General features: G+C 45.8%; 18 protein-coding genes and 1 pseudogene. 5 read left to right on the forward strand and 14 right to left on the reverse strand.

The window, feature by feature from the left end; all coding sequences use genetic code 11:
- Positions 1-1,063 precede the first annotated feature (1,063 nt).
- On the forward strand, positions 1,064-1,465 hold the full coding sequence (locus H8B19_RS04270) for a hypothetical protein (RefSeq protein WP_186505537.1): 402 nt from the start codon (positions 1,064-1,066) through the stop codon (positions 1,463-1,465).
- Positions 1,466-2,262: 797 nt separating this feature from the next.
- Here the strand turns inward: H8B19_RS04270 and H8B19_RS04275 are convergent.
- From H8B19_RS04275 to recX, 5 genes are all read right to left on the reverse strand, one after another.
- Positions 2,263-2,922: a hypothetical protein gene (locus H8B19_RS04275; RefSeq protein WP_186505538.1), complete on the reverse strand. Its 660-nt coding sequence runs from the start codon at positions 2,920-2,922 to the stop codon at positions 2,263-2,265.
- 1 nt (position 2,923) lies between these two features.
- Positions 2,924-3,418, reverse strand: a complete 495-nt coding sequence (locus tag H8B19_RS04280; protein ID WP_186505539.1) for an RNA polymerase sigma factor — start codon at positions 3,416-3,418, stop codon at positions 2,924-2,926.
- A 4-nt stretch (positions 3,419-3,422) separates the two neighbouring features.
- Entirely contained in the window at positions 3,423-4,451 is a 1,029-nt protein-coding gene (locus H8B19_RS04285; RefSeq protein ID WP_186505540.1) for an alpha/beta hydrolase, read from the reverse strand.
- A 159-nt stretch (positions 4,452-4,610) separates the two neighbouring features.
- Entirely contained in the window at positions 4,611-9,002 is a 4,392-nt protein-coding gene (locus H8B19_RS04290; protein WP_338401488.1) for a PAS domain-containing protein, read from the reverse strand.
- Between the two features lie 251 nt (positions 9,003-9,253).
- The gene (recX, locus tag H8B19_RS04295; RefSeq protein WP_186505541.1) at positions 9,254-9,742 is read right to left on the reverse strand and encodes a recombination regulator RecX; all 489 of its coding nucleotides are present in this window, start codon (positions 9,740-9,742) and stop codon (positions 9,254-9,256) included.
- Positions 9,743-9,815: 73 nt separating this feature from the next.
- Between recX and H8B19_RS04300 the strand changes: the two genes are divergently transcribed.
- The 3 genes from H8B19_RS04300 (at position 9,816) to H8B19_RS04310 (ending at position 11,698) form a co-directional block, all read left to right on the forward strand.
- Positions 9,816-10,955, forward strand: a complete 1,140-nt coding sequence (locus H8B19_RS04300) for a GNAT family N-acetyltransferase (RefSeq protein WP_186505542.1) — start codon at positions 9,816-9,818, stop codon at positions 10,953-10,955.
- A 138-nt stretch (positions 10,956-11,093) separates the two neighbouring features.
- Positions 11,094-11,507 carry a hypothetical protein gene (locus tag H8B19_RS04305; protein WP_186505543.1) on the forward strand — a complete coding sequence of 138 codons (414 nt, stop codon included), beginning with the start codon at positions 11,094-11,096 and terminating at the stop codon, positions 11,505-11,507.
- Complete coding sequence (locus H8B19_RS04310) at positions 11,504-11,698, forward strand: helix-turn-helix transcriptional regulator (RefSeq protein ID WP_186505544.1); 195 nt, start codon at positions 11,504-11,506, stop codon at positions 11,696-11,698. Before H8B19_RS04305 ends, H8B19_RS04310 begins: the two co-directional genes overlap by 4 nt.
- A gap of 38 nt (positions 11,699-11,736) precedes the next feature.
- On the opposite strand, the gene H8B19_RS04315 is transcribed toward H8B19_RS04310, so the two are convergent.
- The 8 genes and pseudogenes from H8B19_RS04315 to metA form a co-directional block, all read right to left on the reverse strand.
- The gene (locus H8B19_RS04315) at positions 11,737-12,258 is read right to left on the reverse strand and encodes an AAA family ATPase (protein WP_186505545.1); all 522 of its coding nucleotides are present in this window, start codon (positions 12,256-12,258) and stop codon (positions 11,737-11,739) included.
- Positions 12,255-12,869: a nicotinamide riboside transporter PnuC gene (pnuC, locus tag H8B19_RS04320; RefSeq protein WP_338401489.1), complete on the reverse strand. Its 615-nt coding sequence runs from the start codon at positions 12,867-12,869 to the stop codon at positions 12,255-12,257. Before pnuC ends, H8B19_RS04315 begins: the two co-directional genes overlap by 4 nt.
- Positions 12,862-13,461 (reverse strand): DUF938 domain-containing protein, encoded by a 600-nt coding sequence (locus tag H8B19_RS04325; protein ID WP_186505546.1) that lies wholly within the window; start codon positions 13,459-13,461, stop codon positions 12,862-12,864. Before H8B19_RS04325 ends, pnuC begins: the two co-directional genes overlap by 8 nt.
- Positions 13,454-13,954, reverse strand: a complete 501-nt coding sequence (locus H8B19_RS04330; RefSeq protein ID WP_186505547.1) for a WbuC family cupin fold metalloprotein — start codon at positions 13,952-13,954, stop codon at positions 13,454-13,456. The genes H8B19_RS04325 and H8B19_RS04330 overlap by 8 nt, the downstream gene beginning before the upstream one ends.
- Positions 13,955-14,036: 82 nt before the next feature.
- Positions 14,037-16,664: pseudogene (metH, locus tag H8B19_RS04335) on the reverse strand (methionine synthase); the annotation flags it as partial.
- An 18-nt stretch (positions 16,665-16,682) separates the two neighbouring features.
- Entirely contained in the window at positions 16,683-17,642 is a 960-nt protein-coding gene (gene pip / locus H8B19_RS04340) for a prolyl aminopeptidase (RefSeq protein ID WP_186505549.1), read from the reverse strand.
- Between the two features lie 8 nt (positions 17,643-17,650).
- Complete coding sequence (locus H8B19_RS04345; RefSeq protein WP_241737462.1) at positions 17,651-18,697, reverse strand: homocysteine S-methyltransferase family protein; 1,047 nt, start codon at positions 18,695-18,697, stop codon at positions 17,651-17,653.
- Between the two features lie 20 nt (positions 18,698-18,717).
- Positions 18,718-19,635: a homoserine O-acetyltransferase MetA gene (metA, locus tag H8B19_RS04350; protein WP_186505550.1), complete on the reverse strand. Its 918-nt coding sequence runs from the start codon at positions 19,633-19,635 to the stop codon at positions 18,718-18,720.
- Positions 19,636-19,853: 218 nt separating this feature from the next.
- Here metA and H8B19_RS04355 point away from each other — a divergent pair, with 218 nt between their 5' ends.
- A complete protein-coding gene (locus tag H8B19_RS04355) occupies positions 19,854-20,300 on the forward strand; it encodes an OsmC family protein (protein WP_186505551.1) in 447 nt (148 codons plus the stop codon).
- A gap of 42 nt (positions 20,301-20,342) precedes the next feature.
- On the opposite strand, the gene H8B19_RS04360 is transcribed toward H8B19_RS04355, so the two are convergent.
- A complete protein-coding gene (locus tag H8B19_RS04360; RefSeq protein ID WP_186505552.1) occupies positions 20,343-20,552 on the reverse strand; it encodes a DUF3565 domain-containing protein in 210 nt (69 codons plus the stop codon).
- Positions 20,553-20,557: the final 5 nt, after the last annotated feature.

Genomic DNA, 20,557 nt, shown 5'->3' on the forward strand with positions numbered 1-20,557 from the left:
GCGCGGCGTTAACATTTACAATGAATATCATTGAAAATAACAAGTGTGTTTTAGCTGTAACAACATGCATCCTGATGTTTGCTCTTCATATTCTCTATCTGGAATATTCTGGAGATCTCCGATTTTTGGATAATGAGCTGACATACGATGAAATGCATTGGTGGGAAGTAATCATTTTATTTATTGGGCTCACTAGCACAATAACCGTATGGATTTCTTCAGTAATTCACTGCTTCAAAAACACAAGCAAGCTTATGAGTATTCTTATATTCCTCTTTTGGCCACTGTCTTTTATTTACTATTGGGGTTTAGCACTCCTTAAAATTTTTAGGAACAATTAACTTAATATTCGATTGAATTTAGTTTCTTTAAAGCCAAGCGAACGCTTGGCTTTTTCTTTTCTGAGACTCTATATCTCAAGCACTACATGACCCATTTTCCCCTCCACTGTGGCCAAGTTTTAATTCAGATAAGCAAACTGCCAGACGAGGCAGGGATGCCGAGTCAGCTGTGACAGAAAGGATGTGGATTTACAACGTTGGCAGTTTGCCTGAATTAAAAATTGAACAGACACAGTGCAGGGGTGCCGTTGGGTTCCAAGGGGGTTGCGGCAGCACAATCCCCTTGGTTGATGTCGCCAATGCGACGCCCAGGATTAACTTTTATGAAAAATAGCGGGTTGCGCAGCAATAACTCCACTCCCAACAAAACTACAACTATTACTGGGGTCAGAGTTAACTTTAATCTTATCAATAATATTGCGCCCCAAAGCCAAGCTAAGGCTTGGCTTTTTCTTTTCTGCGACTCGAACTTTTAGGAAAAAGCTGACTGATTTTCGAATGGCTAAACAGGATGTTTAGCCAAGGCCAATGCTTTGCATGGACAGCTGCCTTTGGCCGGTTCGAATTAAAATCAGTTGGTTTTTTCCGTTAAAAAAGTTAGTGGAGCGAAAGAGCTTTACTTCGGGCCTCCTGCCCTTCGCCTTTCAGGCCGCACTGCAGTGCGTTACAAAATTTAGTAGTTATGTTAGTAATACATTAACTTTCAAAAAAGGACTTAGATTGTGACAAAACATTTTTGTATTTTTCTTATTTTCAGTGCTTCATTATTTAGTCAGGCAAACGCAGATGAAGCAAGTCATCTGCGTAGCTGTGAGAGCGTTTACAATATCTCCATGGGTTCATTCAGCATGGAGCAGGCAAAACAGTTTGCCCAGGCTATCAGCCCTGAATTAGCTGACCAACAAGAAAAGATTGCCACCGCAATATTTGAAGTAATGACATCGGAAGAATATAAGCACGAATATTCTAAGTCGATAGCCTCAATATTTTCAGAAGAGGAATGTATCAGACTTGCAGATATCCTTGCGGATCCTGTTTTAGAGAAATTCAGGGCAAACAAAGGGGCTTATTTTCAAAATATGTTAAAACTCGCACAGAAAATGATTGATGATAGATTGAAGTAAAAAGCCCGCAGTGTGGGCTTTTTCTTTTCGGTGACTCGAAATTACAAACACTGCTTGACCCCATTCTCCCCTCCACTGTGGCCAATTTTTAATTCAGATAAGTAAACTGCCAGACGAGGCAGGGATGCCGAGTCAGTTGCAACTGAAGGGATGTGGATTTGCAACGGTGGCAGTTTGCCTGAATTAAAAATTGAATAGCCACTGTGCGGGGTGCCGTTGGGTTCCAAGGGAATTGCGGCAGCACAATTCCCTTGGTTGATGTCGCCAATGCGACGCCCAAAATTAACTTTTATGACAAGTGGTTAGTTGCGCAGCAATAACTCTACTCCCAACAAAACAACAACTATTACTTAGGCCAAAGTTAACTTAAATTTTCTCAAATATATCGCCCCTAAAGCCAAGCGAACGCTTGGTTTTTTCTTTTCTGCGACTCGAAATTACAAACACTGCATGACCCATATTCCCCTGCACTGTGTCTGTTCAATTTTTAATTCAGATAAGCAAATTGCCAGACGAGGCAGGAATGCCGAGTCAGTTGCAACTGAAAGGACGTGGATTTACAGCGCTGGCAGTTTGCCTGAATTAAAAATTGAACAGACACAGTGCAGGGGTGCCGTTGGGTTCCAAGGGAATTGCGGCAGCACAATTCCCTTGGTTGATGTCGCCAATGCGACGCCCAAGATTAACTTTTATGACAAATAGCTGGTTGCGCAGCAACAACTCCACTCCCAACAAAGCAACTCCCACAAAAAAGCCCGCATTGCGGGCTTTTTAATAACTATCACTATTGAGAAATTTTACTTCTCAAACTCCTTCAATGCTTCCAGCTCCTTTGCAGCTTTCAGCGTTTGGTCACCTACCCCTTGCATCAGCCATTTCACCATGGGTTTGTCCACATTCTCTGGTGAAAAGTAACGGTATAACCAGGCTGCAACTAACGCTAATAACACTGATACAACCAACTGCGCTTTTAACCAGGCGGGGTTGGCAATTTCCACCATATCCACACCAAACAAACTTTGTGCGCCAATCAACATAAAAGCAAAGTAGAAAGGCAATACCATCAGTGAGGTTTTGATATTAAACAAGGCTGATAAACGAATGTTGTTTAAATCGGTTTGTACCTCGACTACCGGCTTGGCGTAATCCAGCGCTTTGATTTTTACAATCTGACCAATAGCGCCAATGGTTAAGCTAATCGACCACAGCATCACTGCCACACCGGCCGCCATCATATAAAGTTTGTCCTGATGTGAGCCAACAAAATAACCTAAACACACCGTAATCAGTACACTTAACGCTGCCGTCCACTGGTTTAAGCTTAAGTAACCACGCAATTTATCCTGCGCTTTTTGCGATTTAATTTCTTTCAGCGCTAAGGTGTTCACTTTCACGCTTTGTTCAATTTGAGCTTCCTGAGCAGCCCACATATCCGTTAATTTTTGAATATCGTTCATGCTACTTCTCCTCATTAAATTCTTTTGCCAGTTTTTGTTTTATGCGCGATAGCTTGGTGCTTACATTGCTGCTACTGATATTCAGTACGTCGGCTATCGCGTCATAATCCAATCCGTCTAAATGCATAATCATCAGGGCTCTGTCTAACTTATCCAGCTGTTGTAACAGTTGCTGGATTTGAATCATCAGCTCTTCAGAGCCCCCTTGTGTTTCTGCTTCAACAAATACCTCTTCGGCAGAACTAAAGGTGTTTTTGCGTGCCATGTCGCTGCGTAAAAACGAAATCGCGGTGTTCAGTGCAATGCGGTAAACCCAGGTGCTTTGTGCAAAGTTCGGGTCGTAATTTTCTGCCGAACGCCAAAGCTGTAGTGTCATGTCCTGAATCAAATCCCGTCTGTCCTCATTGCAGTAGCTGTAACTGCGGGCAATTTTGTACAAAATACCTTTATGCCGCGCCAGTAGAGCTTCGAACTGTTTTTCCTTTGCCGGACTCATAGGCTTATCCTGTTATGCCGTTCTGCGATGCCCACTTACTTAGTGCTTGCATGGCTTCATCAGACTGACGTATGCCGTTATGGCTTTTACCTTCAATGATCTTTACTTCTCCATGCTTTAAGGTTGCCATTGCATTGGGATAAGCCTGAGCATCAAAAGCTTCATCGTTACTGCCCACAAAAGTAATCACCGGGGCGTCAATTTGTTTTAAGGCGTTTTCATAATCCACCGGTGCGGTGCTTAACATCGCACGGTAGCTGTACTGATTGGTGCCAGTGCCATCTGGCAGATTAAAAAACATCACAGGTAAATTATCGTAATCGTGATTACCCATTTGATTTAACTGATACAACCCCACCAGTCTCGCCATATGCAATTTTAAAAAGGCTTCACCCGCTGCATTAGGATCCATCTTTTTCACCGTTGGCGCTTTTGCGCCGAGGTTAGGTGCAAATAACGCATAGCCATCAGGTTTAATACTATTTGCCAGCTGTGCATGAATTAATGCGATGCCACCACCCATGGAGTGCCCGGCCAGCACCAGTTTGTTTTGTGGATACTGCTGTTTAATATATTGCAATACATCTTCCACATCATCGGCATACTGGTTAACGTAATCCACATCACCGGGTTTACCTTCACTTTGGCCATGGCCACGAAAATCCATGGCAAACACATTTGCATTTAACGCCGCACGCAATTTGCCCGCCATCACGTTAAAGGTGTAACTGGATGAGCTAACCCCGTGTAATAACAACACACTACTGGTTGCTGCGTCGTTAGCATACAAGTTAACTTGCATGGTTTTGCCATCACGCACTGTCACTTTTAATGGCGAGGCTGCATTGGGTTGATCTAAGGCCAAATCGGCAAAATCCTGTGCACTTGGCATCGGTGCCGGCGCGCTAAAAGTGGGAGCCGGTAAATTAACCAGGGCTAAGGCTTCCTGCTGTGCCGGATTATCTGCCGCCATTACCATGCAGCTCATACTGATGGCTGTGCTCAAACTTAAAACTTTGCTGAATAATCTCATGTTGTTCATCCTGTTTAATCAATTTACAGAATTATTCGTTTGAGCCCTCACAAAAATCACAGCCAGATGAAAATATTTTTTAATTTATACAAAAAAAGCCAGCATAAAGCTGACTTTTTAATTAATAAACAATAAGTTATATGATTGACTTTTTTCTAATTAAATCTGCAAATGGGAATAAATCACCCGCAAAGTATTATGCAGCGACTTTTTCATGGTGGGCCAGAATATTGAAATACTGTCCACCTGACCTTGTTTACACGCCGCTTCAAGCTGGTTGGATAAATCCAGTAAAGGTTCAGATTTTACGGTTTGTGCCATTTTGATGAGCTTACGCGCCTGCATCAAAATCTGACCGGCATTTTCTGCGTTTACCGCCTCATCGGTTTGTTCAGTGATCTGTTGCAGCTCTTCCAGTAAACGACTCAGGGCCACCGCTAAGGGTGCATTGTCAGTTTGTTGTTGTAAAAACGGCAGCAACTCAAACCAGATTTCTGGTGACTCGGGCAATGGCAAGTCGGCGATTTCCGGCGCGAGTATCACCTGCTGCTGTTCACCCTGGCTTTGTTTGGCCTGTTCTAATTCCTGCTGATGTGCCTGTACCCAGGCCTGTTCCTGTTGTTTTAACTGATCCTGACTGCTGGCCAGTTTTTGCTGTGCCTGTTCCAGCGCCTGTTCTTTATCCTGCAACTGGCTTTGGCTTTGCTGTAATTGTTGCTCCAGTTGTTTTAATTGCTCGTCCAGTTGTGACTGGCTGGAATCCTGTCTGGATAAACTTTGCTGGCTTTGACGATACTGCTCCTGAACCTGATTCAGTTCGGCCATTAGCTGCTGATGCTGTTGTTGCAGGCGTTCAACGTTGTTTTCACTTTGCGCCAGCACCTGTTGCTGTGAATCAAGTTGCTGCTGTAGTTTTTGTTCCTGCTGTTCGCGCTGAGTCAGCTCCTGTTGCAACTGCTGGGCAGCATTTCTGGCTTGCTCCAGTTCCTGCTGTAAATCATTCTCAGCGCTGCGGGTATGTTGTACCTGTTGCTCAGCATCCTGCAATTCACTTAACTGCTGCTGTAATTTTTGCTGCATGGAATCGTTTTGTTGTTGCGCCTGTTGCAATGCCTGCTGTAATTGCTGTTTTTGCTGCTCAATTTCATCGCGATGCTGACGCCACTGTTCATCAGTGCCCTGCATCATTTGTTGTTGCTTGTCGGCACGGTTTTGCACATCGGCCAGCTCAACTTTAAGTTGCTCCAGTTTTTGTGCTTCCTGCAAACGTTCCAGTTTGTCCTGTTCAGACTGATGCTGAGTCTGGCTGAGCTGTTCCTGAGTTTGTTGCAGGTTTTGTTGTTTCTGCTGAAGTTCCTGCTCCAGAGCCTGTTGCTGTTGTTTCCATTGCGCTTCACTTTCTGCCATTTTCTGCTGTTGTGTTTGGCTGCGTTGCTCTACATCCTGTAATTCCTGTTGCAGACGGTCAAAGATTTGTTGCTGACGCGCACGTTCGGCTTTTTCGGCTTCGGTTTGCTGACGCGTCTCATTTAAGGTTTTTTCGGTTTGTTGCAGTTGTTGTTGTTTTTGCAGTAATTCTTGCTGCAAGGCCTGTTGCTGCTCTTTCCAGTGCTGGTCTGCATCATTCACTTTGGCCTGCTGTTGCTCAGCACGTTGCTGCACCTCTTCCAGCTCTTTTTGCATTTGTTCCACGCGCTGTTGCTGCTGGGTTTTCTCAATTTTCTCCTGTTCGGCCTGTTGCTGAGCGGAATCAAGACGCTGCTGGGTTTCATCCAGTTGTGCCTGCTTGGCGGCTAACTCCTGTTGCAATTTTTGCTGTTGAGATTGCATATCGCCTTTTTGCTGTTGCGACATTTCCTCAAACTTTTGCATCTCGTGTTGCAAGTGATCGATTTGACGCGCTTTACCGCTTAGTTCTGCTTGTGCAACCCGATAGGTTTCTTCCAGTTTACGCCGCTGAATTTCGGCCTGTTCACTGGCTTTGCGCTGATTCACCAACTGTTCGCGCAGCCGTTCACTGGTTTGCCCTGAGCTGAGTAATTGCGATTGCAGGCTGGCAATCTGACCACTTACCTGCCCCATTTGCTGGTCTTTTTGCAATATGGAATCTTTTAACTGAGCAATCTGAGACGCTGATTCAGTTAATTGCTGCTGTTGCTGCTCACGCTCTTGCTGCAAACGTTCGCCCTGCAATTCGCTCTGCTCAAGTTGTTCGCGGGTTTTCTGGTATTTCTGCTGACTTAACTGCAAGGCATCAGCGATTTGATTACGCTGGGTTTGCAATTTACCCACGGTTTCACTGCTTTGTGCCAGTTGTTGTTCCAGCTCGGCATTGCTTTGTTTGCTCTCAGCCAGTAATTCCCGGCTTTTGTTGTAATCCTGTTTAAGCTGCTGCAAATGCGCGGTCACATCGGAATGCGCCTGCTGTAATTCATTTATGGTGCTGAGCTTTTGATCTAAATCCTGCTGCGCTTGTTTAAGGCGGTTTTCGGTATCCGATAAACTGCGCACCTTACTGGCTAATTTATCCTGACTACTGGCCAGCAACTGTTGTTGTTTTTCCACCTGACGCTCAGCCGCTTGTTGCAGGTTTATGGCTTCTAAGCGCTCTTCATCGGCTTTGGCCAGCGCGCGCATATCCATCCAGATACACAATACTGAGTCCAGTTTATCGCCCTGGAACATAGGCACGTAGGTCGCCTGACACGGCAAGGCTTGTTCACCACGCTGATGTTGCCACACCAGACTTTGCGCTTTGCCATCCTCCTGCAGTTGCTGCAATTTAGCCTGCAGTTTGTCTACGGCCTCCTGATTGGGATTGAGCTCTGGTGAATGCGGGAATTTACCGAGCAATTCATCCTCATCATCAACCGCAAAGAAATCCAGTGCCGCAGGGTTAAGTTGTGCAAAGCCGTCATTTTTGAGCACCGCCATTGGCATAGAGCTGTGTTGCAACAAGGAATCAAACTTATCCTGATGGAATTGCTGCTGGCTAATATCAAAAATCCAGCACAGGTAATGCCCGGCTTTTTCGTCATACATATCCATATGCAATTCGCTGGGATGTAATTCACCATCAGCGCCTTTTAAGCGTGCGGCAAATCCACGCAATTTTCCTTCTGCCTGTAACTGCTTAGCGGCTTTGCCCGACTGAGTGGGATCATTAAATAACTGATAAAAACTGGTCTTTTTAAGCTGTTCTTCATTCACGCCCAAACGCTGGGTAAAGGTCGGATTGGCCTGCACCAGTTTGTCATTTTCATCAACAATCGCCATGGCAACAGGTGCCAGTTCCAGCATGCGATAAAAACGTTGTTTGTGCTGTTGCTGTTCTTTTTTGGCTTGTTTGAGTTCGCTGATGTTTTCAAAAACGCCCACCGAGCCGCCATTTTGCCCATTAGCCTGTTTGATGCGCTGCAAACGAAAACGCAGCGTTTTACGGTTGCCCAGTTTATCGGTGAAGTCCCATTCCTTATGCGCAGAGCCAGACAGGCTCATTAACATCAAATCATTGCTTTGGTGCTGCTGACGAATATCATCCGGAATAAAAGACAACTCGTTTAAGTGTTTATCCTGCACCTGACTAAAAGTCACCGAAAAAAGCTGTTCAAAGGCATTGTTGGCGTTAATCAGGTGCCCCTGTTCATCTAACATATAAGTGGCATGAGGTTGCGCATGGGAAAAGGCTAACCACTCAGTTTGTTGTTTAACTAACTGCTGACGTGTTTGCGCCAAAGCCTTTTGCGGCAGGATCCAGATCATCAGTTTTTTGTGACCATCGGCCTGGGTTATCGCCTGCAGATACAAATGCGCCAGAATCAAATCAGACATACCACTGGTAAAACGGCATTCAAAATTCACCGGCTGCATTTTCATTGCCTGCTCAACGCTTTGTGACCACAGGCTCCAGTCCTGACGATAGATACGTTTTAGCAAAGTTTCAGCCGGGCCGTTTAGTTGTTCAATCGGTTCATCCAGCAATTCTGCCAGCGCCTGATTGACTTCAATCTGGTTTTGTTCCACATCAAATTGCACCTCAGCAATTGACGAGGCTTTCATCATCGAATCCAGTTGCTGTTGCGATAAGGTCAGTTCATCGATTTGCTGCTGATAACGACTAACATCATCCAGACTCAGGCTGAATGCCAGTTGTTGCTGGCTGTCACTGGCGGCGCGTAAACCTGCCAGATAGGTTTTCCCGTCCAGCTGAATATGGCAACGGGTAGCCATGGTTTTGGCAAACGCTTCAACCAGTTTGCTTTGCTCAGCGAGCTTAAGCACGCTTTGCCAGTGTTTAGCGCTTAATTGCTCGGGTTTTGCATTTAACCAGCGCGCCATTTGTTTATTCACAAACAGGATATTGCCGCTGGCATCAAGGTGCATCACACCTTGTTCAGCGTTTTGCAAATGTTGCTGGCTATCCTGCAACAGGTGACTGATTTGTTGATGTTGTAATTCAGCTTTGGCCAGCTTGCTTTTTTGCACTAAAAATAAAATCAGCAGGATTAATGCAATGGCAGCAACCACCGCTAACACTGCTAACTGAGGCACAGTTAATCCGAGCGGCAAGGCGCTATCGGCCGCCAGCGCTCGAGCACTATAAAAACCTGCGCTTAATAGCCACAGACAACAATTGAATAAACCTTTTGTTTTGGCCGCCTTTTTCACCCGCAATAACCCCATACTTCATTGATTTTTTTAGCATAACCAATTTTTGGTGTTTGGAATGTGCCGTAAAAACCACATGCGTGTATAAATCTATACCTTAAATATAGAGGGCTGGCGGCAAATTGTTGCTCAAATTAAAAGGTAGATTTTCGTTTAAAGCCTGGATGGGAAAATTCGCAGCTGCAGGCGTATTGAATTTGATCCGGCGAAAAGCCACGGTACTGCAAATAACGTTGGTGTTTTTGCTTTTGTTGCGCAGTAAGAGGCAAAGCATCGCGGCTAAATTTTTTATCATGCACCGTTTTAGCTAACTCAAACCAGTCTACGTCCTGCTCTGCCAGTGCCTGATTTACCGCGCTATCTTCCACGCCTCGTTCGCGTAATTCGTTGCGAATGCGCAACTGCCCTTGTCCTTTGGCGATGCGCTGACGCACAAAGCTTTCAGCAAAACGCAAATTAGACTGCCAACCACGCTGCTTAAACTGCTCAAGTATTGGTGATAACTCCTGTGCACTAATGCCACGTTGCTGCAGTTTTTGATACAGTTCACGTTCGCTGTGTTCACGGCGTGCTAACAAACGGGTCAGAGTTTCACGGATGGAGGAAGGCGTATTGTCTGTCATCTACTTTTGTACTTGGCATCTGGTTGGCCAAGTGTAATAGTTCCAGCCAATGCAGACCAGCCACGATGTTATCATGTCCATTAGTATTCAATTAGTTAGTGACATTTCCAGTCTCCCGCGCCAACAATTTAATTGCCTGGAGCGTCACGGTTACCCCTTTTTAACTCATGATTTTTTACAGGCACTGGAGCAACAACATTGTGTCGGTGGCAACAGTGGCTGGCAGGCACAACATCTGGCGATTTATCAGCAACAACAGCTCATTGCATTTGTACCTGTTTATCAAAAAAGCCATAGCTACGGTGAATACGTATTTGATTTTAGCTGGGCGGATGCCTATGCCCATCACGGGCTGGATTATTTTCCCAAACTGGTGGCGGCAATTCCTTTTACACCCGTGCCGGGGCCACGTTTAATCACTGTTGCGGGACTTGATTCAGATACGCTAAACAAACTCTACCAACAGATTGATCTGTGGTTTAGTCAGCAGCCTTATTCATCGCTGCACTGGTTATTTATCCCCGAATCTCAAATTCCAATTCTGCAACAACATGGTTATGCCATCCGCCATAGCGTGCAGTTTCACTGGTTTAATCATGACTATCAGCAGTTTGATGATTTTCTGGCACGTTGCAATTCGCGTAAACGCAAAATGATGCGTAAGGAACGCCAAAAGGTAACGCTGGCAGGCGTGACGGTATCGCGGGTTTCAGGTCAGGATCTTAGTGCTGAACATATGCGTCAGTTCTACCATTGTTATTGCGCCACTTACCTTAAACGCAGTGGCCATAGCGGTTATTTAAGTGAAGGATTTTTCCTGCAATGCCAACAGCAGATGGCCGACAATATGTTGCTGGTGATGGCGCACAGGGATGAAGAGCTTATCGCTTCTGCCCTGTTCTTTTTCGATGACAATAATCTGTATGGCCGTTACTGGGGTGCGCTTGAAGAGGTAGATGCGCTGCACTTTGAGTGCTGCTTTTATCAGGGTATAGAGTTTTGTATTGAACGCGGCATCAGTATTTTTAACCCCGGCACCCAGGGCGAACATAAAATTTTGCGCGGCTTTGAGCCAAGCTGGTGTTATTCAGCACATAAACTGCAACATGCCGATTTCCAACATGCTATCGCTAACTTTGTCATTGACGAACACAAACAACTGCAACTCTATCACCAGCAAGCCAGCAGCTTATTGCCTTATAAATCAGACTGATAAAGCTGCCAAACAAAACAAGCAAACCTGACTTTAAGTAAAAACAACCAAACTAAATGTAAAATATATTTGACATTGCATATTTTGCGATCAATTATAGTCAAACAAACTTTACTTAAAGACAAAGGAGATAGACAAATGACCCAACCCAATCAGGACAACTGGCAAAACAAGGTGAAAAGCAACACCTTAAAAATGGCTTACTGGACAGGCGCATGGTTAATGACTTTAGCCTTAGCCACCTTCGGCCCGGTTTTTTTGTGGCAACAACCAACCATTAGCCATGCGGCTACCATTGTTAACTTACTGGTCGGTATTGGTATGTTGGTGGCCAATCATAAACATTTGCAGGTACAGGATGAGTTACAGCAAAAAATCCAGCTGGAGGCCATGGCGCTGACTTTAGGTGTGGTGGTTATCGTAAGTATGGCTTATGCCACCATACAGGGTGACCAGCTACTTAATGTCAAAGATACCTTATCCAATCTGATGTTTATTATCGGCATAACCTACCTCATTGGTGTGTTTATGGGACGGAGAAAATACCAATGAAAAATCGCCTGAAAGTATTGCGTGCCGAACGCGACTGGACGCAGGGTGATTTGGCTAATGCGCTGGAAGTATCGCGCCAGACGGTTAACGCCATCGAAACCGGAAAGTTTGATCCCAGTTTGCCGCTGGCGTTTAAAGCCGCGCGCTTATTTAATCTGAAGATTGAAGATATTTTTTCGGATGAAAATTAGTAAGCAGGCTTCAACAGGCAATTCAGCCGCAGTTTGCTTTAAGCAAGTTGCGGCATTTCTTCCAACACCTGTTGCATACGTTTTTCAACCGAGCCCGATACCAGAGTAAATGGAATTTTGTGTTGTTTAAGGTAATCGAGAATAAAAGCCTGAAACTCTATGCGATTGGCATCGCCAGAACGTTCCCAGGTATCGTCATAGGGAATATCGGTATCACACACAATCACGCGCTGATAACGAGTCCAGCACTCGCTGGCCAGTTTGCTTAATTCAGGCAATGCACTGTTGTGATAATGCAAGGCAAAATGCCAGGTGGTGAAGGCATTGGTATCACACAATAAAATCCTGTTAGCATTGCTGATAGCTGCATCTTCCATCTGATTTTGCATTTGCGCGATATGCAATAACTGCCCGGGCGTTAAACGGCGGTCTACCTGATGTTCAAGCCAGTAGTCACGGCCATATTCTTCAACCCAGTTGGTATTAAGTTGCTGGCTAAGTGCATTAATCAGTGTGGTTTTACCGGTTGAAGGCGCACCAAGGAATACCCATTTTTTCATACTGTTACTTCTGTTTTAACTCTGTTTTGTTGCAGGTTTTGCCACCACTGCCATTGGCCAATAATCGACATAAGCAAAAAGCAGCCGTATAAAACCGAGGTTGGGTGCAAACCTTTTTGCCAATAAATCACAATAGCCACCAGATCCACCACTATCCACACCAGCCAGTTCAGTAACTTTTTGTACGACAATAACCATTGCGCGACTAATGAAGCGCAGGTGGTAAAGGCATCAGCATAGGGGAAACTGGCATCAGTGTGGTTGGCCATTATATAACCCAGGCCCGCAGAACTTAAGATAATTACCACGGAGCTTATAAGATAAAGTGTCGCTGAGCCCGCATCCACATCAATATGGCCTTTATCATCCGTGGATTTTGACCAAATCCACCAGCCATAAAACTGAAAGCCGATGTAAAAAATTTGCAAAATGGTGTCGGAGTAGAGTTTGCTCTGATAAAAAATGTAAGTGTACAAACTCACCTGCACCAGTCCTGCGGCGAAGCACCAGATAGAACGACGGATAAGCAAATACACACATAAAAAACCAGCGACTGTGGCTATCCATTCAATCGGAGTCGCACCGGCAAAGCCGGCTAAAAAATCACTCACTGATAGTGCTCTGCTTACGAAACACCAACAGCTGGTTATTGGCCGGTAAACGATATTGATGTTGGAGAGTTAGCTGCGGTTGCAGCGCGCAAAGCGCTTCAATATCGCGAATGCCACCAAAACCCTGTTCAGCCAGCCACAGATCAAACTGCGCATTGCTGTCACTGGTATATTCGCCATTCACATTAAACGGGCCATATAAACAAAACACGCCGTTATCAGCTAGGTTTTGTGTTATCAGTTGGAACATCAGCTCAACTTCATGCCACTGCATAATATGTGCAGTATTGGCGCTAAAAACCGCATCTACCGCTGGCAGCGGCCAGTCATTTTCACCAATTTTAAAACAAAGCGGTGCATGTAAATTATCGGCAGGAAATGCCTGATGCCAGCTAACAATACCGGCGTGGTTGTCCAATACGTCGCTGGTATGCCAGTTTAAATGCGGCAACAAAGGGGCAAAATGCACGCTGTGCTGCCCCGTACCACTACCAATTTCCAGTACCTTGCTGGCACTGGCAAATTGCTCAATTAAACACTCCGCTATCGGTTGTTTGTTGTTTTCACAGGCCTGACTAAAGGGTTTAGACATAATTTACTCTCTGTCCGGCACTAAGTTGATTTAATTGCTGCATAAATTCAGTTACCTCCTGATCGCCTTCCGCTGGTGCCCAGCTTGCAAAATCTTGTGCTGCCAGCGGCTGATAAGGGCCTTGTTTTACTTCTAAGAATGTCGCGTTTTCGGATTGGGCAATAATGCTGTGCCAGCAATGCGCCGGTAACTCCAGCCCTTTGTTATTGTTAGTGGAGTCGGCATCCAGCTCAATGCGCTCTAAAAGCACACCATCGTCATCAAATAATAAAAACGACACCTTGCCCGATACCATCAGGAAAAATTCCCATTTGGCCGGATTGCTGTGCCGATGCGGACGCACATAACTTTGCGGTGTCATGCTGATAAATAAACGCTGAATATTGTCGTTTAGATCCTGATGCACATTGGCGTTGGCGCGCTGGCGTGGCGAATTTTGTGCATCCTGTGCCAGCTGATTAAACAGCTGGTTGTCGAATCGTTTTATATTCATAGGTAGTAATTAGTTCACGGTGACTAACAGTAAAAAGCGGCACTTAATGCCGCTTTTGTTTAATCTCATATGCCCTATCCTGCTACATAGACAGATTAGGTGCCAGCCATTTTTCTGCGGCTTGCACATCCCAGTCCTTACGCTTGGCGTAATCTTCCAGCTGATCCTGCTGAATCTGCGCCACGGCAAAATAACGGCAATCCGGATGAGCAAAATACCAGCCGGATACTGACGCGCCCGGCCACATAGCATAACTGCTGGTCAGCTGCATACCGGTATGCTTTTCGGCTTCAAGCAAATCCCAAATATGTTGTTTTTCGGTGTGTTCAGGACAGGCGGCATAACCAGGCGCCGGACGAATACCCTGATATTTTTCACGAATAAGCGATTCGTTATCAAGGTTTTCATCGGCGGCATAACCCCAATACACTTTACGCACTTGCTCATGTAAATATTCGGCGAATGCTTCGGCTAAACGGTCGGCCACCGCTTTAACCATAATGGCGTTGTAATCGTCATGCTTGGCTTTGTATTCATCGGCCAGTTGGTCTTCACCGATACCGGCAGTCACCGCAAACGCGCCCACATAATCCTCGATACCAGAAGATTTTTTAGCGACAAAATCACTTAAACAGTAATTAGCCCCTTTTGGCTTTTGTGTCTGCTGGCGTAGGTGATGGCTAACACACAGTACGTCATTACGATTATCATCACGGTAGATTTCAATATCATCCTCTACCCGATTAGCCGCAAATAAACCGAACACACCTTTGGCAATAAGCTCGTTTGAAGTTTCAAAACGGTCGAGCATGGCATTAGCATCGGCGAACAATTTTTTGGCCTCTTCACCCACCACTTCGTCATCCAGAATGCGTGGATATTTGCCCGCCAGTGACCAGGTTAAAAAGAACGGTGTCCAGTCAATATAATTTCGCAGGGTTTTAATATCGGCCGACACTGACTGCACACCTAATTGTGCCGGTTTAGTGGGTTGATATTCATCAAACTGCGGCACAAAGGCGTTATCACGCGCCTGCTGCAAACTAACCGGTTTACTGCGCGGTTGTTTACGTGCATGTTGCTCGCGCACCACATCGTATTCTTTAGTCAACTGCTCAGCGAACGCAGCGCGGCTGTCTTTGGAAATCAGTTTCTGGCACACGCCCACTGCACGTGATGCGTTAGGCACATACACCACTGGATGCTGGTAATTCTGTTCAATTTTCACTGCGGTATGCGCTTTGGAAGTAGTGGCACCACCAATTAACAGCGGCAAATCAAACCCCTGCCGCTGCATTTCTTTAGCTACGTGCACCATTTCATCCAGCGATGGCGTAATTAAGCCCGACAGGCCAATCATATCGACATTTTCTTTGCGCGCGGTTTGTAAAATAGTCTCGCAGGACACCATTACGCCAAGGTCGATAATCTCAAAGTTGTTACATTGTAGTACCACACCGACAATGTTTTTACCGATGTCATGCACATCGCCTTTTACCGTAGCCAGCAGGATTTTACCATTACTGGAACCGGCTTCCTTTTCCTGCTCGATATAAGGTTCAAGGTAGGCCACAGCACGTTTCATTACCCGCGCCGATTTTACTACCTGTGGCAGGAACATTTTGCCTTCACCAAATAAATCGCCCACCACATTCATGCCATCCATTAATGGCCCTTCGATGACATGCAGTGGTTTTTCAGCTTGCTGACGCGCAAGTTCGGTATCTTCTTCAATAAAATCGGTGATACCTTTGACCAGTGCGTGTTCCAGTCGTTTATTCACTGGCCACTCGCGCCACTCAAGGTTTTCTTTGGCAACAGTTTTGCCATCGCCCTGATATTTAGGTGCGATATCGAGTAATCGCTCGGTGGCATCGTCACGGCGATTAAGGATCACATCTTCAACCGCATCACGCAGTTCTTGCGGAATATCGCTGTAAACCGCCAGTTGCCCGGCGTTAACAATGCCCATGTCCATTCCAGCAGCAATGGCGTGATACAAAAACACCGAGTGCATGGCTTCACGCACCGGGTTATTACCCCGAAACGAAAACGACACATTAGATAAACCACCGGAAATATGCGCATGTGGCAAATTTTGTTTAATGCGGCGACAGGCATTAATAAAGTCCACCGCGTAGTTGTTGTGCTCTTCAATCCCGGTAGCGACCGCAAAAATATTGGGGTCGAAGATAATGTCTTCTGGCGGGAAATCGATTTTTTCAGTCAGTAACTGGTAGCTGCGCTGACAAATTTCAAACTTACGTGCTTCGGTATCAGCCTGACCGGTTTCATCAAAGGCCATTACCACAGCCGCGGCGCCATAACGTTTAATTAAACGCGCATGGTGTAAAAAGGCCTCTTCGCCTTCTTTTAAGCTGATGGAGTTAACAATCGCCTTGCCCTGCACACATTTTAAACCGGCTTCAATCACGCTCCATTTGGAAGAGTCGATCATAATCGGCACCCGGCTGATATCGGGCTCTGAGGCAATCAGATTCAAAAAGCGCTGCATTGCTGCTTCTGAATCGAGCATGGCCTCATCCATATTGATATCGATGACTTGCGCGCCGTTTTCCACCTGCTGGCGCGCCACATCCAGCGCGGTATCAAAATCGCCTTCCAGGATCAGGCGTTTAAACATGGCAGAACCGGTCACATTGGTGCGTTCACCCACGTTAATAAAATTGGCAGTTGTCTGTGTCATAAAATCAGCAGATCCGTAAAACTAAAATTGACCAGCCGCGATATCATCACAGGCTGCAATAAGATGGTGGCGGGTTTCCGGCTCGGCCGAGGCATGACCGCCGCTGTGGCTAATCACCAGTTTCGAATTGGGCAATGCCTGATGCAATAACCACGCATTATCAAAAGGACACACAATATCGTATCGCCCATGCACTATGGTGGTGGGGATCTCGGCGATTTTGTCGCAATTGGTCAGGATCTGGTTATCGCTTAAAAAGCACTGATTAACCATGTAGTAGGCTTCATGGCGCGCCAGTGTCCAGCAGGATTTATCATCATCACACTGCGATAAAAACGCTTCATCCGGCAGCAAAGTGCAACTACTGATTTCCCAGATACTCCAGGCGCGTGCCATTTTCATCGCTTGTTGTTTATCGTCACCAGTTAAAATGCAATAGCAATTCTCGATGCTAAATTCCCGCTCAGTAATGCCAGCATCGGTTAAAAAGCGCTGCCAGCTATCGGCAAAAATGCGTGATGCGCCACCACCGGCAAAAGTCCAGTTAGTGTCCTGTTCACGAGCGAGAAATATGCCGCGCAGCGTTAAACTCAATACCTGCTGAGGATGCTGCTGAGCATACACCAGCGATAAGGTAGAGCCCCACGAACCGCCGAATACATGCCATTGTTCAATGCCCAGATGACAACGAATTTTTTCGATATCCGCCACCAAATCTGAGGTGGTGTTGTTATCCAGCTCACCGTGCGGCAGTGAGCGACCACAGCCACGCTGGTCAAATAACACCACCCGAAATATCGCCGGATTAAAAAAGCGTCTGTCATTTTTACTGCATCCTGCACCCGGGCCACCATGAATAAATAACATGGGAATGCCCTGCGGGTTTCCACACTGCTCCACATATAGCTGATGGCCATCACCTACATCCAGTAACTGATGCTCATAAGGTTCGATAGCAGGATAAAATTCAGTGAAAGACATAAGCAGACTTAAGCAACAAAAGGTTCTAAACCGGATAAACGCATACGCACCGGTAATTGAGGGATAGTGCGCGGTGCTTGATTCTGCGTGACCTCAAGCAAGGCTTTAATATGCTCAGGCGTGGTACCGCAACAACCACCTACGATATTAAGCAAACCAGATTGTGCCCATTCGGCAATATGACCAGCCATTTCTTCGGCGTCCATATCATATTCACCAAACTCGTTAGGTAAACCCGCGTTAGGATGCGCCGATACCGCACATTCGGCGACATCAGACATATCGTTGACATACTGGCGCAATAAATCCGGCCCAAGGGCACAGTTAAGGCCAAAGGCAATCGGTTTAACATGGCGCAGTGAATAATAAAATGCTTCGGTCGTCTGGCCAGATAACGTACGGCCAGAGGCATCGGTAATGGTGCCGGAAATCATAATTGGCAGGCGTTGGCCCAGCTCATCAAATACCTGTTCGACGGCAAATAATGCGGCTTTGGCATTTAAGGTATCAAAGATGGTTTCCACTAAGATGATATCAGCGCCGCCTTCAATTAACGCATGGGTGGATTCCACATAAGCAGCTACCAGCTCATCAAATTTAATATTACGATACCCGGGGTCATTGACATCGGGCGAGATAGAGGCGGTTTTACTGGTTGGCCCCAGCACTCCGGCCACAAAACGCGGTTTTTCCGGCGTGCTGTATTCATCGGCCACTTCACGTGCCAGTCTGGCTGCGGCCAGATTAATTTCGGCAGACAAGGCCTGCATCTCATAATCGGACATCGAAATAGTCGTGGCGTTGAAGGTATTGGTTTCGATGATATCCGCGCCCGCTTCTAAATACTGCGCATGAATATCACGAATAATCTGCGGCTGAGTTAACACCAGTAAGTCGTTATTACCTTTTACATCGGTATGCCAGTCGGCAAAACGCTCACCGCGATAATCGGCTTCTTCGAGTTTATGGCGCTGGATCATGGTACCCATGGCACCATCCAGAATTAAAATACGCTTTTCAAGCGCCTGATTTAAAACGGCTGCTGTTTGTTGCAAGTTCAAACCTCTATCAAAAACTAACGCAAATCGGCCAGATCGTACGGCGTGTTCTGGTACACATAATAATTTAACCAGTTGGTGTATAACAAGGTGCCATGTGAGCGCCAGGTGACCAAAGGCGAGTTTGCCGGATTGTTATTCTCAAAGTAATTTTCTGGCAAATTGGGGTTGAGTCCTTCGCGAATATCACGGCGATATTCCTGTTCCAGCGTATCCGGATCATATTCCGGATGGCCGGTCACAAATACCAGACGTTTGTCTTCCGATGCCACAATATAAGCACCGGTGCGCTCAGAACTGGCCAGCACTTTTAATGAATCAATTGACTGATAATCTTTTAGTGAAATTTCACCATACCGCGAATGGGGTGCATTGAAGACAGGATCAAATCCACGCATTAACTCGTCATGTTCGTAGTTCACCTGATGTGGAAATACGCCACACAACTTATCGGTTTTAAGTTCACGATTAATGCCAAAATAATGGTAAATCGCCGCATGCGCCGCCCAGCATAAAAACATGGTAGATTGCACATGGGTGCGTGCCCAGTCCATCACAGTCTGCATCTTTTCCCAGTATTTCACCTGCTCGTAATCCAGCAGCGCCAATGGTGCACCGGTTACTATAAGGCCATCGTAATTTTTGTGTTCAATCTGCTCAAACTGATAATAGAAATTATCCATATGCGCTTTGGGGGTGTTTTTTGGCGCTTTATTATCAATGCGAATTAAATCGATATTAATCTGGATTGGCGTATTCGACAGCAAGCGCAGGATCTGCACTTCGGTCTCAATTTTATTTGGCATCAGATTAAGAATGCCCACGTGCAGCGGACGGATTTCCTGATTGTGCGCCCGCTCACTATCCATCACAAAGATGTTTTCTTCACTCAGTACATTAAGTGCAGGCAGATCGCTTGGGATCCTGATTGGCATAAGGCCCCCTGATGGCAAAAATAACAGGATTAACTATGGCGCTATCTTGCCTATGCCACCAGAAAAAATCAACATCTTTACGTCTAGACGTCTAAATGAATTTATTTTAACTAAATATAGTTAGCTAAACGATGATTCACCTCAAACTACTTCTACAAATAAGTAACTAAAATATGCTAATTACAATAATTGTCAGTGAACCAGTCAGGAGACCAATCATGGCAGATAATCCACAATTTTCGGTTAATTTAACTTTGCTTGAAGGTTATAAGTTTGAAGTCGATTTTGGCGATGCGGGAACACTGATTACCGACGAGCCCCAACCTTTAGGTGAAAATAACGGGCCTAACCCTTCACGCTTACTGGCGGCTTCTGTGGCTAATTGTCTGGCCGCCAGTTTAATGTTTGCGATCCGTAAATTCAAAGAAGATCCGGGGCAAGTCAAAGCCACTGTATCGGGTGAAATGGTACGTCAGGATAATCGTTGGCGAATTGCCGATATGCAAGTTGAGCTAAACCTGGGCAATGATGCCCAAAGTTTACCCCATTTAGAACGTGCACTAACGCAATTTGAGAATTTTTGTGTGGTCACCCAAAGTGTACGTCAGGGCATTAATGTCAAGGTAAGTGTCAAGGACGCTTCGGGCAAAGTTATGCTTTCGTAAATTAAGGCAGCTACCTGCATACATGAGCAGTAGCTGCCGGTATTATATCTGAGGGTCTTGTTCCTGTTGTTCACGACAAAGGTTGCAACTTAATGTTTTGCCTAACATGTTTTCACGACCTTGTTCTGTCAGTACCCAAAAGCGATTTACCCAGGGCGGCTTGTGGCGAATATGCTGACAGTGCCCACATTCCAGCTCGGCTATCCAGTGTAATTGTTCATCCTGGTAAAACTCTACAATGGCTCGTTGCATCTACC

It is taken from the genome of Neptunicella marina, assembly GCF_014270035.1.
Classification (GTDB): domain Bacteria; phylum Pseudomonadota; class Gammaproteobacteria; order Enterobacterales; family Alteromonadaceae; genus Neptunicella; species Neptunicella marina.

Bases quoted from the DNA above. Each gene is read 5' to 3' on its own strand.
- H8B19_RS04275 (WP_186505538.1), bottom strand. From the start codon at position 2,922: ATGAACGATATTCAAAAATTAACGGATATGTGGGCTGCTCAGGAAGCT.
- H8B19_RS04280 (WP_186505539.1), bottom strand. From the start codon at position 3,418: ATGAGTCCGGCAAAGGAAAAACAGTTCGAAGCTCTACTGGCGCGGCAT.
- H8B19_RS04285 (WP_186505540.1), bottom strand. From the start codon at position 4,451: ATGAGATTATTCAGCAAAGTTTTAAGTTTGAGCACAGCCATCAGTATG.
- recX (WP_186505541.1), bottom strand. From the start codon at position 9,742: ATGACAGACAATACGCCTTCCTCCATCCGTGAAACTCTGACCCGTTTG.
- H8B19_RS04300 (WP_186505542.1), top strand. From the start codon at position 9,816: ATGTCCATTAGTATTCAATTAGTTAGTGACATTTCCAGTCTCCCGCGC.
- H8B19_RS04305 (WP_186505543.1), top strand. From the start codon at position 11,094: ATGACCCAACCCAATCAGGACAACTGGCAAAACAAGGTGAAAAGCAAC.
- H8B19_RS04310 (WP_186505544.1), top strand. From the start codon at position 11,504: ATGAAAAATCGCCTGAAAGTATTGCGTGCCGAACGCGACTGGACGCAG.
- H8B19_RS04315 (WP_186505545.1), bottom strand. From the start codon at position 12,258: ATGAAAAAATGGGTATTCCTTGGTGCGCCTTCAACCGGTAAAACCACA.
- H8B19_RS04325 (WP_186505546.1), bottom strand. From the start codon at position 13,461: ATGTCTAAACCCTTTAGTCAGGCCTGTGAAAACAACAAACAACCGATA.
- H8B19_RS04330 (WP_186505547.1), bottom strand. From the start codon at position 13,954: ATGAATATAAAACGATTCGACAACCAGCTGTTTAATCAGCTGGCACAG.
- pip (WP_186505549.1), bottom strand. From the start codon at position 17,642: ATGTCTTTCACTGAATTTTATCCTGCTATCGAACCTTATGAGCATCAG.
- metA (WP_186505550.1), bottom strand. From the start codon at position 19,635: ATGCCAATCAGGATCCCAAGCGATCTGCCTGCACTTAATGTACTGAGT.
- H8B19_RS04355 (WP_186505551.1), top strand. From the start codon at position 19,854: ATGGCAGATAATCCACAATTTTCGGTTAATTTAACTTTGCTTGAAGGT.
- H8B19_RS04360 (WP_186505552.1), bottom strand. From the start codon at position 20,552: ATGCAACGAGCCATTGTAGAGTTTTACCAGGATGAACAATTACACTGG.